Genomic DNA, 16,934 nt, shown 5'->3' with positions numbered 1-16,934 from the left:
ATGAACAACCTCGCCGCCGTGATCGCCTGTGCGCTCGTCGTACTCGTGGTCTCGGCGCTCGCGCTGAGAGGCGGCCACTTCGCCTCGGGCGCCACCGGCAGCAGACCGGGCGCCATCGGCATCAGAGCGGACCTCGAGGACTGGGCACTGGCCGACCGCCGACAGGGCGGGGGCCTCATCTGGTGCCTGCTCGGCGGGACCATCTACACCGCTTACACGTTCACCGCCGTGCCGGGCGCCGTCGTCACCTCCGGTGGCATCGCGTTCTACGCCCTGCCCTACACCGTGATGATCTGCACGATCGCCTTCGTCCTGCTCCCCAGGCTCGCGTCGGTGGCACGGGCGCACGGTCACGTCACGGTCGCCGACTTCGTACGACACCGCTACGGATCCCCGCTGCTCGGACTCGCCGTATCGCTCACCGGCATCTGCGCCACCATGCCTTACATCGCACTGCAGTTGCTCGGCATTCGGGCCGTGCTCAGCGTCCTGGGGGTGCGCTCCGACGGACTGCTCGGCGACGCCGCACTGACAGCAGTATTCGCCGTGCTGGCCGTCTCCACCTACCGGTACGGGCTGCGGGCACCCACCCTCGTCGCGGTCATGAAGGCCGTACTCGTCGTGGGCGCCACCCTCTCCATCGCCCTGCTCGTCCTGTCCGAACTGGGCTCGCCGGCCGCCCTGTTCTCCCGCGCCGACGCAGCACTCGCGGAGCGCGACGGCGTGTCCGCGCTCGTACCCGGGCCTGACCTGGCGCCGGCCTACGCGTCCCTGGCCCTCGGGTCGGCGCTCGCACTGTTCGCCTTCCCGCACGTCCTCCAGGCAGCGTTCTCGGCCCGCACGTCCGGTGTTCTCCGGCGATCGGCGATCGGCCTGCTCGGCTGGACGACCATGCTCGCCCTGTTCGCTCTCTTCGGTATCGCCGCACTCGCCTCAGGCGTCGAGCCACCGCCCGGACGCTCCGAACTGGCGATCCCGCTGCTGGTGGTCGACCTCGCGCCACCGTGGGCAGCAGGTCTGCTGCTGGGCGCGATCATCGTGGCAGCGCTCGTGCCCGCCTCCGTAATGTCCATCGGCGCTGCAACCCTCTTCGCACGCAACATCTACCTGGAGTTCGTCAACCCCACGGCCATGCCACCGCAGGTGACCCGGATGGCACGGCTGACCTCGCTGATCGTCAAGGCGGGTGCGCTCGTCTTCGCGTTGGGACTGCGGGACCAGGCCGCCATCAACCTCCACCTCCTCGGTGCGGTGTGGGTACTGCAGATCTTGCCGACGATCGTGTTGGGACTGCTGCACCGCACACCGCACCGGCTCTCGCTGCTCACCGGATGGCTGCTGGGCATGGCGACCGGCACCGTCCTGGTGAACGCCGGCGGCTTCACATCGCTGGTACGCCTCGACCTCGGCCCGGTCGACGTCCAGATCTACGCCGGTGTGGCCGGGCTGGCCGTCAACCTCGCCGCCGTCGCACTGAGCAGTCCGCTGCTGGACCGGCTCGGGGTACCACGCGGCCTGGCCGGGTTGCTCAAGTCGTCCCGTTCCGGCGAGAAGAGCGGAGCTCTGTCGTGAGAAGCACTGACATGCCCTGGCGCCGTAGAGCTCTCCTCACGGACGGCGCGGGCAGCGAGGCCGGGGAAAACACCGCAAGCGCCGCCGGCCCGGCGAGCAGTACGCACACCATCGGCTCCGAGAAGGCGCCGCAGGGCGATGCCGGCGAGATCGAACCCGGCGTCGATCTGCGGGACATCGAGCGGGAATCCGCGATGATCCGGCTGTTCGACGGTCACCATGCCCAACTGGTGCGCCTCGCCGTCCTGTTGGGAGCGGAGCAGGACGCCGAGGACATCGTCGCCGAGGCGTTCTGTGTGCTGCACCGCCGCTGGTACCGACTCCGCGCGCCGGAAGCCGCACCGGCGTATATTCGTTCTGTGGTCTGCAACCTCGTGCGGATGCGCATACGGCGCCTGCAGGTCTCCCGGCGACATGCCGGCGTAGAGGTGTGCGACATCGCCTCCGCCGAGTCGACGGCGTTGATGAACGAGGACCAGCGGCAGGTCGTCGCCGCGCTGAAGAACCTGCCCGACCGGCAGCGCGAGGCATTGGTGCTGCGCTACTGGATGGACCTGAAGGAGAGGGAGATCGCCGAGGCGATGGGGATCAGTACGGGCGCGGTGAAATCGCACATCTCCCGTGGGATGCACGCGTTGTCGCGGGCCATGGAGACCCATCGATGACGCTCGACGATCCCGAGGCCCGGCTGCGCGACACCCTCGAATCGCTGGCTTCGACGGTGGTGCCGTCTCCCGAGACCACTTACACCAAGGCCCGCTCGGAATGGCAGCGGCGGGACCGGCGACGGCGTCTGGTCATGCTGGTGATCGCGGTACTGATCGTGGCTGCCGCCGATGTCGTCGGTCTCTGGGCACTGCACTCCCTCGCGGAGCCCGACCGCCCGCCGCGCAAGGAGCGGATCGACGTCATAGTCCAACCATGAACCCCCGGCGCCAGTACGGAAGTTGAGACGCGGGCCCACGGAGAAAACTCCGTGGGCCCGCGTCGGCATGAGCAGCTTCGTCGGTACGCCTCAGGTCACTCTCAGGCCATATCGCCCGACACCTTCCACAACGCGTCGACGACGCGTTCCACGTCCTCCTTCTGGTGGAACAAGTGCGTGGAAATCCGCACCGCCTGGCGCGGCTTGGCCTCCCCGGCCATCGGGACATCGGTCGTGCGGATCACGATCCCGTACTCGTCCTTGAGCCGGGCCACCAGGGCCGCCGTCTTCTTCGCGTCGTACACGTCGCCGGGGTCGCGGAACGGTGCGAAGGAGGTGAGGGCGCACACCAGCCGCGGATCGTCCTTGGGCGAGTACAGGGACTTCACTCCCCAACGTTCGACGATGAGCGCCTTGAGGTAGGCCGACAGGCCCAGGATGTGGTCCTGGATTCTGTTGCGGCCGATGCGGTCCCACACCTCGCAGGCGCTGCGTACACCGGCCATGACGGCAATGCCGCTGTTGCCGACCTCCTGCAGATACGAGGCGATGTCGTAGCTCTCCGTGGACCCGCCCGTACGAGGAGGCAGGCCGCCCGTGGTCGGGTAACCGCTGGAGACCACCGGCCAGAATTCCGGGAGCGGGTTGGCGTTGTGCCGCGGCAGTACTTTGTTGCGTATGTAGAGGATGCCCGTTCCGCCGGGCCCGCACTGCCACTTCGCGGCCGATCCGGCGAGGAAGTCCACCCCGAGCTCGTGGAATCCGTACGCCATCATGCCGGGTATGTGGGCGCCGTCCACCACACTGATCAGACCGTGGTCCTGCGCGAGCTTCGCCAGCGCGCGGATGGGCAGCATGGTGCCGGTCTTGTAGGTGGGCGCGGAGAAGAGCAGCACCTTGGTGCGCGAGGTGATGGCCTTGCGGAACAGCTCCACATAGTCCTCGGCCCGCTGGTCATTGCCGACCGGCAGGGCCACCCGCTTGATCACCGCACCGTAGCGATCCCGTGCCAACGCCATCGGCACGTCCCCGCCGGGGTGCTCGTGGTTGGTCGTGAGGATCTCGTCGCCCTCCTTGAAGGTGAGGCCGGCCAGGATCTTCGACATGCCGTCACTGGTGTTGTGCGAGATCACCAACTCGTCGGTGTCGCAGCCGAATCCACCGGCAGCCACGGCCCGTACGTCCGCGAAGTCGCTGTACGACGCGAGCGCGCCGACGGCCACCTCGCGGTTGACGCGGTCGAGGGTGTCGAGGACCTCGCGCGGGGGCGAGCCCACGGTGCCCACGTTCATGAAGAGCACGTCCTTGTCCAGGACGAACAGCCGCTCCACCGCTTCCCAGTAACCCGGGGACGACGGCGACGGAAGGCCGGTGGAACCCGCGGCCGCCGCGGCGCGGGCGGGCGGAGCGGCAACCACTCCGCCGATGCCGAGCGTTGCGGCGCCCGCCCCGAGCAGTCCTGCGAAGCCGCGTCGGGAGACCCCGGTTGCCGCGCCGTTGGCCGTGCCTCTGTGCACTCTCGTCATTGCCATGTCTGCGTTCCTCATCCCTTCAACAGCCCTTTACCGGACGGCGACAGCGGAGATTTCGACCTTCGCGTCGCGCGGCAGACGCGCGACCTCGACCGTCGCCCGGGCGGGCGGCGCGTGGGAGCCGAAGAACTCGGCGTAGGCAGTGTTGAAGCGGGCGAAGTCGTCTAGGTCGGCCACGTAGACCGTGGTACTGACGACATTCGCCAGCGACATGTCGTCCGCCTTCAGTACGGCATCGACATTGCGCAGCACCTGGCGCGTCTGCTCCTCGATGGAGGCGTCGGGAGAAAGGGAACCCGTCTTCGGGTCGATGGGGAGCTGGCCCGATACGAACGTGAGATGTCCGGCGGAGATGCCCTGCGAGTACGGCCCGATCGCCGCGGGCGCGTCGGGGGAGGAGATCACCCGGGCCCGGGAACCGGGGTCGGCCTCCGCCGACGAACCTCCCACTGCCAGGGCAAGGGCCGCCGCTGCGGCAACCGCAGCGGTCGCCCGCCAGGGGATGCGGCGGACGCCGCGTGGATGGGGCTGGAACGAGCTCTGCATCGCTGTCCTCCCAAGAGTCATCGCGTCCGCCCTCGCGGCGCGATGACTCTTGGTTGCGGGACTGCGGACAGAGGTTTACGAGCTCGCGAATGTGGCCTGCGTCACAAGGTGGGGCGGCGGGTCGCGAGGACCAAGGCGCTTCCGGCGATCAGGCACAGTGCGGCACCGGCGGCGAGGTATTCCAGGCCGTCGTTGTCGGCACTGCCGGTACGGGCCAGTTCGCCCGATCCGGCGGACCCGCTCGTGGTGATGACCGGGGGCGGCGACCAGGTGCCGTTGAGTACGGACTGCTGGGGCCAGTACATGCGGAGCATCAGGTTGAACGAACCCGCGGGTGCGGGCAGCCAGTTGGCGCGTTCACCGGCTGCCGGCGGTTCGTGCTGGACGTGGATGTCCAGGGAACCGTCACTGTTGAGCTCGGGTTTGGCCGTGTGGCCGAGCGCGTAGCGGCCGAGTGCATTGGGCACCAGGAAGCCCTGCTGGTCGTACATGGTGAGGGACCAGAAGGCGTTGGCCGGCGGAGTGTGACCGGGCGGGAAGTGAATGGTGTACCGGTGCGCGCCGGTCAGCTGTCGGCCCCGACTGTCGGTGAAGGTGACGGGGTAGACCGCGTCCTGGGGCAGGTTGGCGCCCAGGCCCTGCCAGGCCGTGGCGGCCCGGCGCGGGTAGTCGGTGCCGTAGCGGCCGAGGTCGAGTGCGAACCGCCAGCCGTTGACATCCTTGCCGAGGCCGGACACCGCTTTCTGGATTTTCTGCTGACCCGCGCTGACGGCTTGATGCAGTGCCTGGGCGGTGGCCGCTCCCTTGGCGTTGATGTCGAACGGTTTACCCGGGCTGATGCCGAGCCGTTTCAACGTGGCGACCATGCGGGCGTCCGCCGGGCTCGGCGGGTTGGCCGCCATGGCCGAGGCGAGGTGGGAGAAGAACGTCGGGGCGTCCATCCGGGCAACACGGTCCGCCGGCGGAGTGGTGGGCACGCTCCGGTCGATCCGGCCCGGGGGCGGGGTGTAGGCACGGCCGTACGCACTGAGCGGCTTCAGGGTGTACCGGTCCGCCAGCGCGCGCACCGCGGGCAGGTCCGCAGGGCCGTTGAGCTGTGTGCGACCGATGATCCAGGCGGTATTGGTCGAAGACTTGATCTCCTTCACACCGGCGGGTAGGGAGCCGCGCCAGCCGGGGCCGGTGATGGCGAAGTCCCCCGCCGTGGTGCCCGTAGTTCGCTTGCCCGGCGAGGCGATGACGTCCGTCCAGGCGCTGAGGATCGGCATCAGGTAGTAGCGCCCATGCGTGTTGGGTACGTGCAGAACCACCGGCTCGGCCTTCAGGTCCAGCCAGGCCGAGGAGTACAAGGTGTCCACGTTGGGCGAAACCACTGTCTTGAACTCGGGGCCGGGGACGTTCTTCGCCGTGACGAACTGATTCACCGGCGCCCGGTTGGTGGCAGCGTCCGGGCGAATGACATTGGTGGAGAGCCGCCGGGTGGCCTGCGTCAGGACCAGGGGATAGCCGTATACGTACGCGTTCACCGCATCGGCGGCAACGCTGCGGCTGCCCGAGGACGCCGACCCGGCGGCGTCCGCCTGGCCGGCGCTGGTACACAGCAGGAGGGTGCTGACGGCAACGGCAGTGGCATTCCGTCGCAGCGTCCCGTGGCGGGCGGGGTGCATGAAGGGCGTGAAGTGCATGAGGTTCCTCCTCACACAGGAGGCACGGGCACCGGAATGGGTGTCCCGAGCGAAGGCCACGCGGCCACCTCGTAAGGCCGGCCGCCTACTCGGCCTAAGGACGCATTGAACACCAGGCGCAGCCCGCCTTCTGCGCTGCATCCCGCCAAAACACGGCTCTCCAGGCAGGGCCGAGGTCTGTGTCACAGCACTGTTCCGACCGGGTTCCTGTGCACGCGTGAACAGCTCGCGCACCGGAGGGGCATGCGACCGACCTCGAACCCGAGTCGGAGAAGATCGCGGACCACGCCAACGGTGAAGCGCTCCGCCCCGACGGCAATGGAACGCACTATGTGCGAGGAGTCGATCCAAAGGAGGCTCGGCGATGTGTCTGCCCGTGACCGCGACGTGCTGGTCGGTGACCGCCGGGGATCAGTAGTCGAGGCTCGGGTACCAGTCGCCGCGGCCCTGTGGGGTGAGGTCGAGGAGGTGCCAGACGGGGGCCAGGAGGTCGATGCCGCGTTGATCGATGTCTTCGGCCATGCGGGGGTGGGTGGAGTAGAAGTGGCGGATCGTGCCGTCGCTGTCACGGGTGAAGACGGAGATGGTGGAGTCCTGTTCGCCGTCCTTGTCCTCGCTGCCCAGGTCGTACTTGAACGTGCTGTCACCGCAGCTCAGGAGGCGTAGCCGGTGCCAACCGCGGTTGCGGGCGTGCTGTCGGAGGGCCGGCAGGTCGGCGGCCGCGGCGATGGCGAAGTCGGCGTTGCGGGCGACGTGCTGGGCGATGCCGTTGAACCCGTCGATCCAGAGGGTGCACATCGGGCAGGGGGTGGTCTGTGACTTGCCGTACATGAGGTGGTAGACGATCAGCGGGCGGTCCGTGGCGGTGAACAACCCGCCCAAGGTGACCTCGCGCACCGGTGTGTCGCCGGCGTCCAGGTCGGCGGGGCCCTCGACGAAGACGTAGTCGTCGACGGGGGGACCCTGGGGGAGTGAGCGTCGCCGGGCCGCGACTTCCTCGCGATGGCGCATGAGCTCGATCTCGGCCAGGCGCAGCTCTTCGCGGGCGTCGAGGTAGTCCGCAGATTCGCCGGTCAGTCGGGTGTGCCGCAACATCGCGTCCTCCTGGGGTGGACATTCCTCCGGTCCCCGGTCCGGATCATGAGCTCCCATTTTCCGCGCTCCCGAACCGGTCTTTTGAGTCTACGGCGGTCCCACGGCCCTCGCCGACAGCTGAGCTGAAGCCCGCTTCTGTTGATCGGGGAGTGCACCGGGGGATCGGGTGCATTGGCGATGGCTACCACGGCCTCATCTGTCGAGGGCGGAGCGTGCGGTCACCACTTCTCGGCTAGGACTCCGAGCGGATCGGCGGTCGGGGGTGGGTGGTGTTCCCGGGGATGGGTGCTGCGCGCGGTGTGGTGCTGGGAGTGCAGTGAAACTCGCGTTTTCTGTACAGGGGTTGGAGGGTTGGGGTACAAGTAAACAAACTCCCGACTTGAATGAGGTCAGGCTGGTGGAAGCGCAGCGGGGCATTACGTCAGGGACAGGACGCCTAGCGGAACGGGAGCTCGCGGAGGCTCTGGGGCGGCGGTTGGCCGAGGCGCGATGCGGCGGGATCTGCTTGATTCAGCAGTCTCTCGACGATGGACCGACGGTGTTCGTCGAGTGTGCCCAGGGGGCGGCGGATGTCCCCCCTGTCTCTGTGGCCGACATGCTGCGTACCGCACTTGTCGAAGAGTTCCGGTCACCTCCTGAAGAGATCGTCTGTGTGGGGGTGTCGAGCCTGCCGCGTTCGCCGGCGGGGGAGCCGGTGGCTCACGACGCTCTCCAGCTGTACCGACGCGGAGCGTTGGACGTCCTGCACGTGGAACGCCGCACGGAAGATGTGGTGGCCCCGGAGGGCGAGTCGGCGGGGGGCCTCTTCGGCTCCTCGACGTTGTTCGAGTCCGCCGTTCTCTTCGAAGAGGGAGGGCAGGGGGAGCGGGCTGTCGAACTCGGCGACGGAGGGGGCGGCGAGCCGCTTTCCATGGAGCTGATGCGTCAGGACATCGCGGAGATCCTGGACGAGCCACTCGACAGGGTCCCTGACGACGCCGACCTCACTGCGCTCGGGCTCGACTCCATCATGATCATGACATTGGTCAACCGGTGGCAGGCGGACGGTGCGGATATCACGTTCGGCGAACTGTTCGCGCGCCCGGTTCTGAAGAACTGGTGGGACGCGGTGGCCGCAGCGCGAGAAGCTGGGCAGGCCGGCGCGGAGGAGGGCCTGACGGCGGAGGAGACAGCCGCCCCGAGCGGGACGGAGCCGTTCGATCTGGCCCTGATGCAGCACGCGTACTGGATCGGCCGCGGCGACGAGCAGGTACTGGGTGGCGTCGCCGCACACTTCTACAATGAGTTCACCGGACGCGACGTGCAGCCCGACCGGCTGGAACAGGCTGTCCGTGCTCTCACGCAGCGCCATGCGATGCTGCGCGCGCACTTCACCGACGATGGCCGGCAATGGATCGCCGAGCAGAGCGCTTGGCCCGGCCTGTCAATCCATGACCTGCGGGAACACGGCATGGACGAGGCCGAGGAGCGATTGGCGCGGTTGCGCCGGGAGCTTTCGGGCCGACGCCTGGCGGTGGAACGCGGCGAGGTCTTCGACGTCCAGCTCTCCCTGCTCCCGGACGGCGCCACCCGGGTGCACGTCAATGTCGACATGCTCGTGGCGGACGCACTGAGCTTCCGCATCGTCCTGGCCGATCTCGCGTCGCTCTACGACGCACCGCACGCATCGCTGCCGCCCATCGACTACAGCTACCCGCAATACCTGGCCCACCGTACGCGTCGCCGCGAGCGCGGCCGCCAGGCCGACAGGGCGTACTGGCAGGAGCGCCTGCCGGAGCTGCCCGGCGGCCCGGAACTCCCGCTGGCGGTGGACCCGGAGCGCCTCGCACGGCGTTCGCCGAGCCGTCGTCACCACTGGCTCAGCGGCCCCGAGCGGGACCGGCTCGCGGCGCGCGCCAGGTCGCACGGCGTGACGCTCTCCACGGTGTTCGCCACCGCCTTCGCCGAAGTGCTGGCGGCGTGGAGCTCCCGCAAGCACTTCGTACTCAACCTGCCGCTCTTCGACAGGGAAGCGGTGCACCCGGACGTCTTCCGGCTCAGTGGGGACTTCACCAATCTTCTGCTGCTCGAAGTCGACCTCAGCGAGGCGGGCACCTTTCTGGACCGGGCGCGGCAGCTGCAGGGCCGGCTGCAGGCCGACATGGCGCACACCGAATATTCCGGCGTCGACGTACTGCGCGACCTGACCCGGGCCAACAACGGCGATCCGGTGTATGCGCCGGTGGTGTTCACCAGTGGGCTCAGCTTGGGGGAGCTGTTCAGCGAGGAGGTGCGCCGATGTTTCGGCGCACCTTCCTGGATGATCTCGCAAGGACCGCAGGTATGGCTGGACCACCAGGTCACCGAGCATGACGGTGGTCTGCTGCTCAACTGGGACGCGGAACAGGAGCTGTTCGGCGAAGGCGTTCTGGACGCCATGTTCGGCGCCTACCGCCGGATCATCGAGTGGCTCGGCGGCCCCGACGACGAGTGGGGCCGACACCTGCCCGACCTGCTGCCGGACGACCAGCGTGCCGTACGCGCCCTCCGCAACGACACGCGCGCCCCGGTCAGTGGCTCACTCCTGCACGAGGAGTTCTTCCACCAGGCCGCCGTGGCGCCCGGCCGTCCGGCGCTGCTGTGGGGAGACGACGAGCAGCAGACCTACGACGAACTGGCCGAGCGGGCGCTGCGGATCGCGGGCGCGCTGCGGGCGCGCGGTGTCGTACTAGGAGACACCGTGGCCGTCACCCTGCCCAAGGGGCCGGGACAGGTCGCCGCCGTCCTGGGCGTACTGGCCGCCGGTGCCGCGTACGTACCGATCGGGACCGACCAGCCGCCGTCCCGCAGAGCGAAGATCTACCGACGGGCCGGCGTCCGGACCGTCCTGACCGGCAAGGACGAGCGCGAGGACCCGAGTTGGCCCGAGGGCCTTGAGCCACTCCTGCTCGACGAGGCACTGCGGTCAGGTCCACTCGCGGAGCCTGTGATGGTGGACGCGGACGCGGTGGCGTACATCATCTTCACGTCGGGTTCGACGGGGGAGCCGAAGGGGGTGATGGTCAGTCATGCGGCGGCGGTGAACACGCTGGAGGATGTGAACGCGCGGTTCGCGGTGGGTCCGGAGGACCGGGTGCTGGCGGTGTCGGCGCTGGACTTCGACCTGTCGGTGTACGACATCTTCGGGCTGCTGTCGGCCGGCGGCGCCCTCGTCCTCGTCTCGGAGGAAGAGCGACGCGATGCCCTGAGCTGGGTCGGTCTCGTGCGGCACAAGCAGGTGACGGTCTGGCAGTCCGTACCGGCCCTGCTGGACATGCTCCTCATCGCAGCGGAGGAGAGCGGACAGCACGTGCCGCTACGTGTCGCCCTGCTCGGCGGTGACTGGGTCACGGTGGACCTCTGGGGCCGCTTGCAAAGGTGGGCGCCCGGCAGTCGGCTCGCCGGGCTCGGCGGCACCACCGAGGCCGCCATCCACTCCACGGTGTGCGAGGTGTCCGGCATCCCTGGGCACTGGCGCTCCGTGCCGTACGGGACGCCGCTCGCCAATGTCACCTGCCGTGTGGTGGATGAGCTGGGGCGGGACTGTCCTGACTGGGTGCCGGGTGAGTTGTGGATCGGTGGGGCGGGGGTCGCGCTGGGGTATTGCGGTGATGCCGGGCGGACGGCGCGGCAGTTCGTGGAGTACGAGGGGGTGCGGTGGTACCGGACGGGGGATCTGGGGCGGTACTGGCCGGATGGCACGCTGGAGTTCTTGGGGCGCGCTGATCATCAGGTGAAGGTGCGCGGGCACCGCATCGAACTGGGTGAAGTGGAGACCGCACTCAACGACCAGCCTGATGTTGCCCGCGCGGTGGTCCTGGTGACGGGCGGCACCTCCCCGCAACTGGCCGCGGCCGTGCAACCCGCACGGTGCGCACCGGACCCGGACGAGTTGCGCGACCGGCTCGCCGGGCACCTCCCCTCGTACATGATCCCCGAGCGGATCCTGGTACTCGAACAGCTGCCGCTGAACGCCAACGGGAAGATCGACCGCAGGCGGATATCGGCCCTGTTGGACGCCTCGCGCACCGACGGCACGCCGGGCGAACCGCCGCGGGCCGGAGCCGAGCAGCAGGTGGCCGAGGTATGGAAGGAGCTGCTGGGCGTCGACCGGGTCACGCGTGACGACGGCTTCTTCGCCCTGGGCGGTGACAGCCTGCTCGCCACCAGGGCAGCGGGGCGGCTGCGCGCCGCGGGCCTGTCCGGGGTGGAGCTCCGGACCCTGCTCTCCCGTCCGGTGCTGAAGGACTTCGCGGCCTCCCTGAGCACGAACACGACAGCGGAAGCACCGGCCGCCACGATCGTCGAGGACCTTGAGGGCCGTTACGAGCCGTTCCCGCTGACCGACGTGCAGCGGGCGTACTGGTTCGGCAGGACGGAGGACTTCGCCCTCGGTGGAGTGGCGTCCCACTGGTACTGGGAGTTCGAGGACGACGACCTCGACGTGCGCCGGCTGGAGGACGCCTGGAACCGCGTGGTGGCACGACACGAGATGCTGCGGGCGGTGTTCGGCGAGGACGGAACGCAGCGCATCCTGCCCGCCGTCCCCGAGTACCGCATCGATGTCACCGACGTGTCCGCGGGGGAGCGGGAGGCCGCCCTCACGAGGATGCGCGACACCCTCTCCCACCAGGTGCTCGACTCGACGCGCTGGCCGCTCTTCGACATCCGGGCGGTCCGGGTGGCAGGCGGGCCGACCCGCATCGCGTTCAGCCTGGACCTGCTCGTGCTGGACGCGCTGAGCATCGTGATCGTCTTCTCGGAGCTGGGCACCCTCTACCGGGACCCGGGCGCCGAACCGACGCCGCTGACCCTGTCGTTCCGGGACTACCTGCTGAACGTCCGGCCGGACCCGGAGCGCCGCGACGCCGACCGGCAGTACTGGCGCGAGCGCGCCGCCCAGCTGCCGCCCGCGCCCGAGCTTCCGCTGCGCACCGACCCCGAGCTGGTCACAGCGCCGCGCTTCAGACGGCGCGAGGCCGTCGTCCCCCCGGAGCAGTGGGAGAAGATCCGCGACAAGGCGCGCGCCCACGGCCTGACGCCTGCGGCCCTGCTGGCCACCTGCTACGCCGAAGTGCTGGGCCGGTGGTCCAGCCGGGCGGACGTGACCTTGAACCTCACCCTCTTCGACCGGCAGGAGGTGCACCCGGAGATCCGGTCCGTCGTCGGTGACTTCACCTCACTCCTGCTGGCCGGGTACCGGCCGCGACGCGGCGAGTCGCTCCTGGAGCGCGCCCGCAGGTTCCAGGACGGCCTTTGGGAGGACCTCGACCACGGTACGGTCTCGGCGATCGAGGTGCTGCGGGACATGGCACGGTCGGACGACCGGGCCACGGGGGCGATGCCGGTGGTGTTCACCAGTGCGCTCGGTGTGGGGGCCGACCTGGCGGCGCCGCCGTTCGCCGAGCAGGTCTGGGGCCTCTCGCAGACGCCGCAGGTGTGGTTGGACTACCAGGTCATGGACTTCGCGGGCGGCATCCGCTTCAACTGGGACGCCGTGGAGGAACTGTTCGCGGAGGGCGTGCTGGACGCGATGTTCGACGCCCACCGTGAGCTGGTGCTCTCCCTCGCCGACGCGGACTGGACCCGGCCGCTGCCGGACGCGCTGCCCGCAGCCCAGCGCAGCGTCCGGGCCGAGGCCAACGCGACCACCGCCGAGGTATGGCGGGCACCGCTGCACCAGGCGTTCTTCGCACGCGCCGGGACCGCTCCCGAGGCACCCGCACTGATCTGCGGTGACGGCACGACCTGGTCCTACGGCCGGCTCGCGGAGCGGGCACTGCGGGTGGCAGGCAGGCTGACCGCGTCCGGTGTCCGGCCGGGCGACGCGGTGGCGATCCGCCTGCCGAAGGGGCCCGGCCAGATCGCGGCTGTCTTGGGGGTCCTCGCGGCCGGTGGCGCGTACGTCCCGATCGGGGTGGACCAGCCGGAGCGCCGCGCGGAGCGCATCCTCGCCCGGGCGGACGTCTCGGTCGTGCTCACCGAGGCGGTGCTGGACGAGGCGTGGGGTGCGGAGCCGTTGGCGGAGCCGGTGGCGGTGGACGCGGAGCAGTTGGCGTACATCATCTTCACGTCGGGTTCGACGGGGGAGCCGAAGGGGGTGATGGTCAGTCATGCGGCGGCGGTGAACACGCTGGAGGATGTGAACGCGCGGTTCGCGGTGGGTCCGGAGGACCGGGTGCTGGCGGTGTCGGCGCTGGACTTCGACCTGTCGGTGTACGACATCTTCGGGCTGCTGTCGGCCGGCGGCGCCCTCGTGCTCATCGAGGAGGGCGAACGCAGGGAGGCCCGGCGCTGGGCGGAACTGGTACGACGCCGGGGCGTCACGGTCTGGAACACCGTGCCCGCGCTGCTGGACATGCTGCTCGTCGCTGCGGACGACGGCCCGCCGCTGACCTCCCTGGACGTGGCGCTGGTCTCCGGTGACTGGGTCGGCCTCGACCTGCGCGGCCGGCTCGCGCGGGAGGCTCCCGGCTGCCGCCTCGTCGCGCTCGGTGGGGCCACGGAAGCCGCGGTGTGGTCGAACTTCTTCGAGGTCGACCGGGTCGACCCCGGCTGGTCCGCCGTTCCGTACGGCAGGCCCCTCACCAACCAGCGCTTCCGTGTGGTGGATGAGCTGGGGCGGGACTGTCCTGACTGGGTGCCGGGTGAGTTGTGGATCGGTGGGGCGGGGGTTGCGCTGGGGTATTGCGGTGATGCCGAGCGGACGGTGCGGCAGTTCGTGGAGCATGAGGGGGTGCGGTGGTACCGGACGGGGGATCTGGGGCGGTACTGGCCGGATGGCACGCTGGAGTTCTTGGGGCGCGCTGATCATCAGGTGAAGGTGCGCGGGCACCGCATCGAACTGGGTGAGGTGGAGACCGCACTCACCGCTCACCCGGACATCGCCCAGTGCGTGGTCGCGACCGTCGGGGAACCGGCGACCGGGCTCGCCGCGATGGTGGTGCCCGAGTCGGGCCGGCCGGGGCCTGCCGGCGGGCCGGCCCAGGATGCATGGCGTACCTGGCTCGCGGACCGGCTGCCGGGTTACATGATCCCCGAGCTGCTGGTCGAGGTGGCGGCGCTCCCCCTGACCGCGAACGGCAAGGTCGACCGTGCCGAGGTCGTCCGGCGGCTGCGCGGCGCGCGCCCGCAGGAGCAGACCCTCGAAGCCCCGAGGGGAGAGACGGAGCTCGCGCTCGCGGCGGAGTGGCGGGAGCTGCTGGGCGTCGACCGGCTGGGCCGGGATCAGAGCTTCTTCGTCCTCGGCGGGGACAGCCTGCTCGCGACCCGACTCGTCGAGTCCGTCCGCAAGTCCTCCGGCGTGGTGGTGACGTTGCGCGAGTTCCTCGGGGCACCGACCGTGCGGCAGCTCGCCGAGCTGATCGTGTCCCGACGCCCGTCGGCTTCGGAGCCGATGGACGAGGGCAGCATCTGACGGGGCGGGGTACAGTATGTGTACGTGTACACGAACATCGGGTGTATGAGGAGACGCGCATGAGTGCGGAGCAGAACAGGTCGCTCTACAGGAAATGGGTCGACGAGCTCTGGCACGCCGATCCGGAGAAGATGGACGATCTCGCGGAGCAGCTCGCGGCGCCGGATTTCGTTGCCCACTGGCCGGGCGAGGACGTGTCCGGCCCCGCTCAGCTGGCCGAAATGGTCCGCCGTGGGGTCTCGCTCTTTTCCGAGGTCCGCGTCGACGTCGTCGTCGGCCCGCTCGCGGAAAATGACCTGGTGTCCGGCAGGTGGATTTTCCGGGGAAAGTACAACGGTGAACTTCCCGATTCGCCGGCCGCCGTGGGAACCGAAGTTTCCTTCGCGGGTATGGATATCTTCCGCTGCCGTGACGGAAAGTTCACCGAGTATTGGGTGAGTTCCGACGGTCTCCAGTTCATGGAGCAGCTGGGATTCACGCCGAAACCCTGACGGTGCGGCGGCACGCACGAGAGGGGCCTCGGGTTCGCGAACCCGAGGCCCCTCTCGTCATGGGGGCGAGTCAGCCCTCCTGGGGTGCCGGGGCACCCGCGGGGCGGGCGGCGGACCCGGCGCGGAGGGTGCATGCGGCGATCACGGCAGAGCACCCGGCGAGTACCACGCTTCCCCAGGCCACTGCGGTCAGGCCATGGGTGAAGGCGTCCTGCAGAGCGCGGAACGGGACGCCGGGCACGGCCTCCAGGCGCCCCGCCGAGACGGCGTGGATGATTCCCTCGGCGCGGCCGGTACCGACGTGCGCCGCCGAGAGCGGCCCCTCCAGGGCGCTGCGGACCTGCGTGGCCAGGACGGTGCCGAGCGCCGCGACGCCCACCACGATGCCCAGCGGGCGCACGCTGTTGGCGAGGCCGCTGGCCAGCCCCGCGCGCTCGACGGGGACCGCGCCGAGGGCCGCCGCCATGACGGGGGCCTGGACGACTCCGCCACCCGCGCCCAGGACCACCAGGGCCGGCGCGAGGAGCAGCCAGCTGCTGTCCGTGTCCAGCATGGTCAGGGGGAGCAGGCCGACGGCCGTGACGGCGCTGCCGACCGCCGTCACGGTCGCCGTACCGAACTTCTTCAGCAGCTTGGCGCCCATGGGGGCCGTCACCATGAACGGCAGGATGATGGGCAGGAGGGCGGCCCCCGCCTGCAATGCGGAGTAGCCGCGCACCTGCTGGAACCAGATGGCCAGGAACATCATGAGGCCGAAGAACGACGCCACGATGGTGAAGAGGGTGAGCAGCGCGCCGCTGTAGGCGGGGGCGCGCAGGAGGCTCAGGTCGAGCAGGGGGTGACGGCCACGCCGCTCGGCCACGACGAACAGCGCGAGCAGGAGGAGGCCGGCGACGAGGCAGCCGAGGGTCGTCGTGCCGGCCCAGCCGTGTTCCGGTGCCGCGATCACCGCGTACGTCACCGCGATCAGACCGGCGGCGGAGAGGAGCAGGCCGGCGGGGTCCAGCGGTCGGTCGGCGGACCGGTGGCCGCCGGGCAGGCCGCGGGAGCCGGCCACGACCGCCAGACACAGCGGCAGGTTGATCAGGAACGCCCAGCGCCATCCGGCCGAGTCGACGAGCACTCCGCCCAGGAGCGGGCCGACGACGAACGACAAGGACGCCACGGTGGTGTAGAGGCCCAGCGCGCGGGCCCGGCCCTGGCCGGGGAAGCCGGCGGTGAGCTGGGCCAACCCCGCGGAGGTCAGGACGGCCGCCGAGATCCCCTGCGCGGCGCGCGCAACGATCAGCAACTCCGGCCCCTGGGAGACGGCGATCACGGTGGAGGTCAGGGCGAAGGCGAGCACGCCGAGGACGAACATCCTGCGGTGCCCCCAGCGGTCGGCCAGTACGCCGGCGGTCAGCAGGAAGGCCCCGTACAGCAGGCTGTAGGCGTCCACGACCCACTGGAGTCCGGCCAGCGAGATCGTGAGGTCGGTCCCGATGTGCGGCAGCGCCACATTGACGATGGTGGTGTCAATTCCGGAGATTCCCGCTGCGGCGGCGACGACGATCAGCAACCGTTTCTGAGCCTGTGTCCAGCGTTCTGGTTGTGCTGCCGCAGCGCGCTGGTCAGTCGTCGGGCTTTCCGTCATCGGCGCCTTCCTCGTCTTCT

General features: G+C 69.7%; 10 protein-coding genes. 5 read left to right on the top strand and 5 right to left on the bottom strand.

Translation table 11 applies throughout. The annotated features are described in order from the left end of the window. From AB0I82_RS14790 to AB0I82_RS14780, 3 genes are read left to right on the top strand one after another with little or no spacing between them, the layout of a single operon-like run. On the top strand, positions 1-1,572 hold the full coding sequence (locus AB0I82_RS14790) for a sodium:solute symporter family protein (RefSeq protein ID WP_363257605.1): 1,572 nt from the start codon (positions 1-3) through the stop codon (positions 1,570-1,572). Further along, positions 1,569-2,237, top strand: a complete 669-nt coding sequence (locus AB0I82_RS14785) for a sigma-70 family RNA polymerase sigma factor (protein WP_363257604.1) — start codon at positions 1,569-1,571, stop codon at positions 2,235-2,237. Before AB0I82_RS14790 ends, AB0I82_RS14785 begins: the two co-directional genes overlap by 4 nt. Beyond that, positions 2,234-2,497 (top strand): hypothetical protein, encoded by a 264-nt coding sequence (locus AB0I82_RS14780; RefSeq protein WP_363257603.1) that lies wholly within the window; start codon positions 2,234-2,236, stop codon positions 2,495-2,497. Before AB0I82_RS14785 ends, AB0I82_RS14780 begins: the two co-directional genes overlap by 4 nt. Before the next feature lie 101 nt (positions 2,498-2,598). Here the strand turns inward: AB0I82_RS14780 and AB0I82_RS14775 are convergent, their stop codons facing one another. The 4 genes from AB0I82_RS14775 to AB0I82_RS14760 all read right to left on the bottom strand — a co-directional run bounded on the left by AB0I82_RS14775 (position 2,599) and on the right by AB0I82_RS14760 (position 7,355). Further along, positions 2,599-4,029 (bottom strand): aminotransferase class V-fold PLP-dependent enzyme, encoded by a 1,431-nt coding sequence (locus tag AB0I82_RS14775; protein WP_363257602.1) that lies wholly within the window; start codon positions 4,027-4,029, stop codon positions 2,599-2,601. Between the two features lie 30 nt (positions 4,030-4,059). Then, positions 4,060-4,575 carry a RidA family protein gene (locus tag AB0I82_RS14770; protein ID WP_363257601.1) on the bottom strand — a complete coding sequence of 172 codons (516 nt, stop codon included), beginning with the start codon at positions 4,573-4,575 and terminating at the stop codon, positions 4,060-4,062. A gap of 101 nt (positions 4,576-4,676) precedes the next feature. Beyond that, positions 4,677-6,260, bottom strand: coding sequence for a DUF1254 domain-containing protein (locus AB0I82_RS14765; protein ID WP_363257600.1), 1,584 nt, complete (start codon positions 6,258-6,260; stop codon positions 4,677-4,679). Between the two features lie 411 nt (positions 6,261-6,671). Beyond that, the gene (locus AB0I82_RS14760; RefSeq protein WP_363257599.1) at positions 6,672-7,355 is read right to left on the bottom strand and encodes a DUF899 family protein; all 684 of its coding nucleotides are present in this window, start codon (positions 7,353-7,355) and stop codon (positions 6,672-6,674) included. 694 nt (positions 7,356-8,049) lie between these two features. On the opposite strand from AB0I82_RS14760, the gene AB0I82_RS14755 reads away from it, so the two are divergent. Together AB0I82_RS14755 and AB0I82_RS14750 are read left to right on the top strand one after the other, a co-directional pair. Further along, on the top strand, positions 8,050-14,790 hold the full coding sequence (locus tag AB0I82_RS14755) for an amino acid adenylation domain-containing protein (RefSeq protein ID WP_363257598.1): 6,741 nt from the start codon (positions 8,050-8,052) through the stop codon (positions 14,788-14,790). A gap of 59 nt (positions 14,791-14,849) precedes the next feature. Beyond that, entirely contained in the window at positions 14,850-15,281 is a 432-nt protein-coding gene (locus AB0I82_RS14750; RefSeq protein WP_363257597.1) for an ester cyclase, read from the top strand. A 70-nt stretch (positions 15,282-15,351) separates the two neighbouring features. Here the strand turns inward: AB0I82_RS14750 and AB0I82_RS14745 are convergent, their stop codons facing one another. Beyond that, the gene (locus tag AB0I82_RS14745; RefSeq protein ID WP_363257596.1) at positions 15,352-16,914 is read right to left on the bottom strand and encodes an MFS transporter; all 1,563 of its coding nucleotides are present in this window, start codon (positions 16,912-16,914) and stop codon (positions 15,352-15,354) included. Between the last annotated feature and the right edge of the window lie 20 nt (positions 16,915-16,934).

Source organism: Streptomyces sp. NPDC050315 (assembly GCF_040655775.1).
Lineage (GTDB): Bacteria > Actinomycetota > Actinomycetes > Streptomycetales > Streptomycetaceae > Streptomyces.
Note: the sequence above shows the minus strand (reverse complement) of the source record. Positions and strands in the feature narration are given on the sequence as shown.

What these genes read in the sequence shown, in the direction of transcription:
- AB0I82_RS14790 (WP_363257605.1), top strand. Translation starts at nt 1, where the DNA reads ATGAACAACCTCGCCGCCGTGATCGCCTGTGCGCTCGTCGTACTCGTG.
- AB0I82_RS14780 (WP_363257603.1), top strand. Translation starts at nt 2,234, where the DNA reads ATGACGCTCGACGATCCCGAGGCCCGGCTGCGCGACACCCTCGAATCG.
- AB0I82_RS14775 (WP_363257602.1), bottom strand. Translation starts at nt 4,029, where the DNA reads ATGGCAATGACGAGAGTGCACAGAGGCACGGCCAACGGCGCGGCAACC.
- AB0I82_RS14770 (WP_363257601.1), bottom strand. Translation starts at nt 4,575, where the DNA reads ATGCAGAGCTCGTTCCAGCCCCATCCACGCGGCGTCCGCCGCATCCCC.
- AB0I82_RS14765 (WP_363257600.1), bottom strand. Translation starts at nt 6,260, where the DNA reads ATGCACTTCACGCCCTTCATGCACCCCGCCCGCCACGGGACGCTGCGA.
- AB0I82_RS14760 (WP_363257599.1), bottom strand. Translation starts at nt 7,355, where the DNA reads ATGTTGCGGCACACCCGACTGACCGGCGAATCTGCGGACTACCTCGAC.
- AB0I82_RS14750 (WP_363257597.1), top strand. Translation starts at nt 14,850, where the DNA reads ATGAGTGCGGAGCAGAACAGGTCGCTCTACAGGAAATGGGTCGACGAG.
- AB0I82_RS14745 (WP_363257596.1), bottom strand. Translation starts at nt 16,914, where the DNA reads ATGACGGAAAGCCCGACGACTGACCAGCGCGCTGCGGCAGCACAACCA.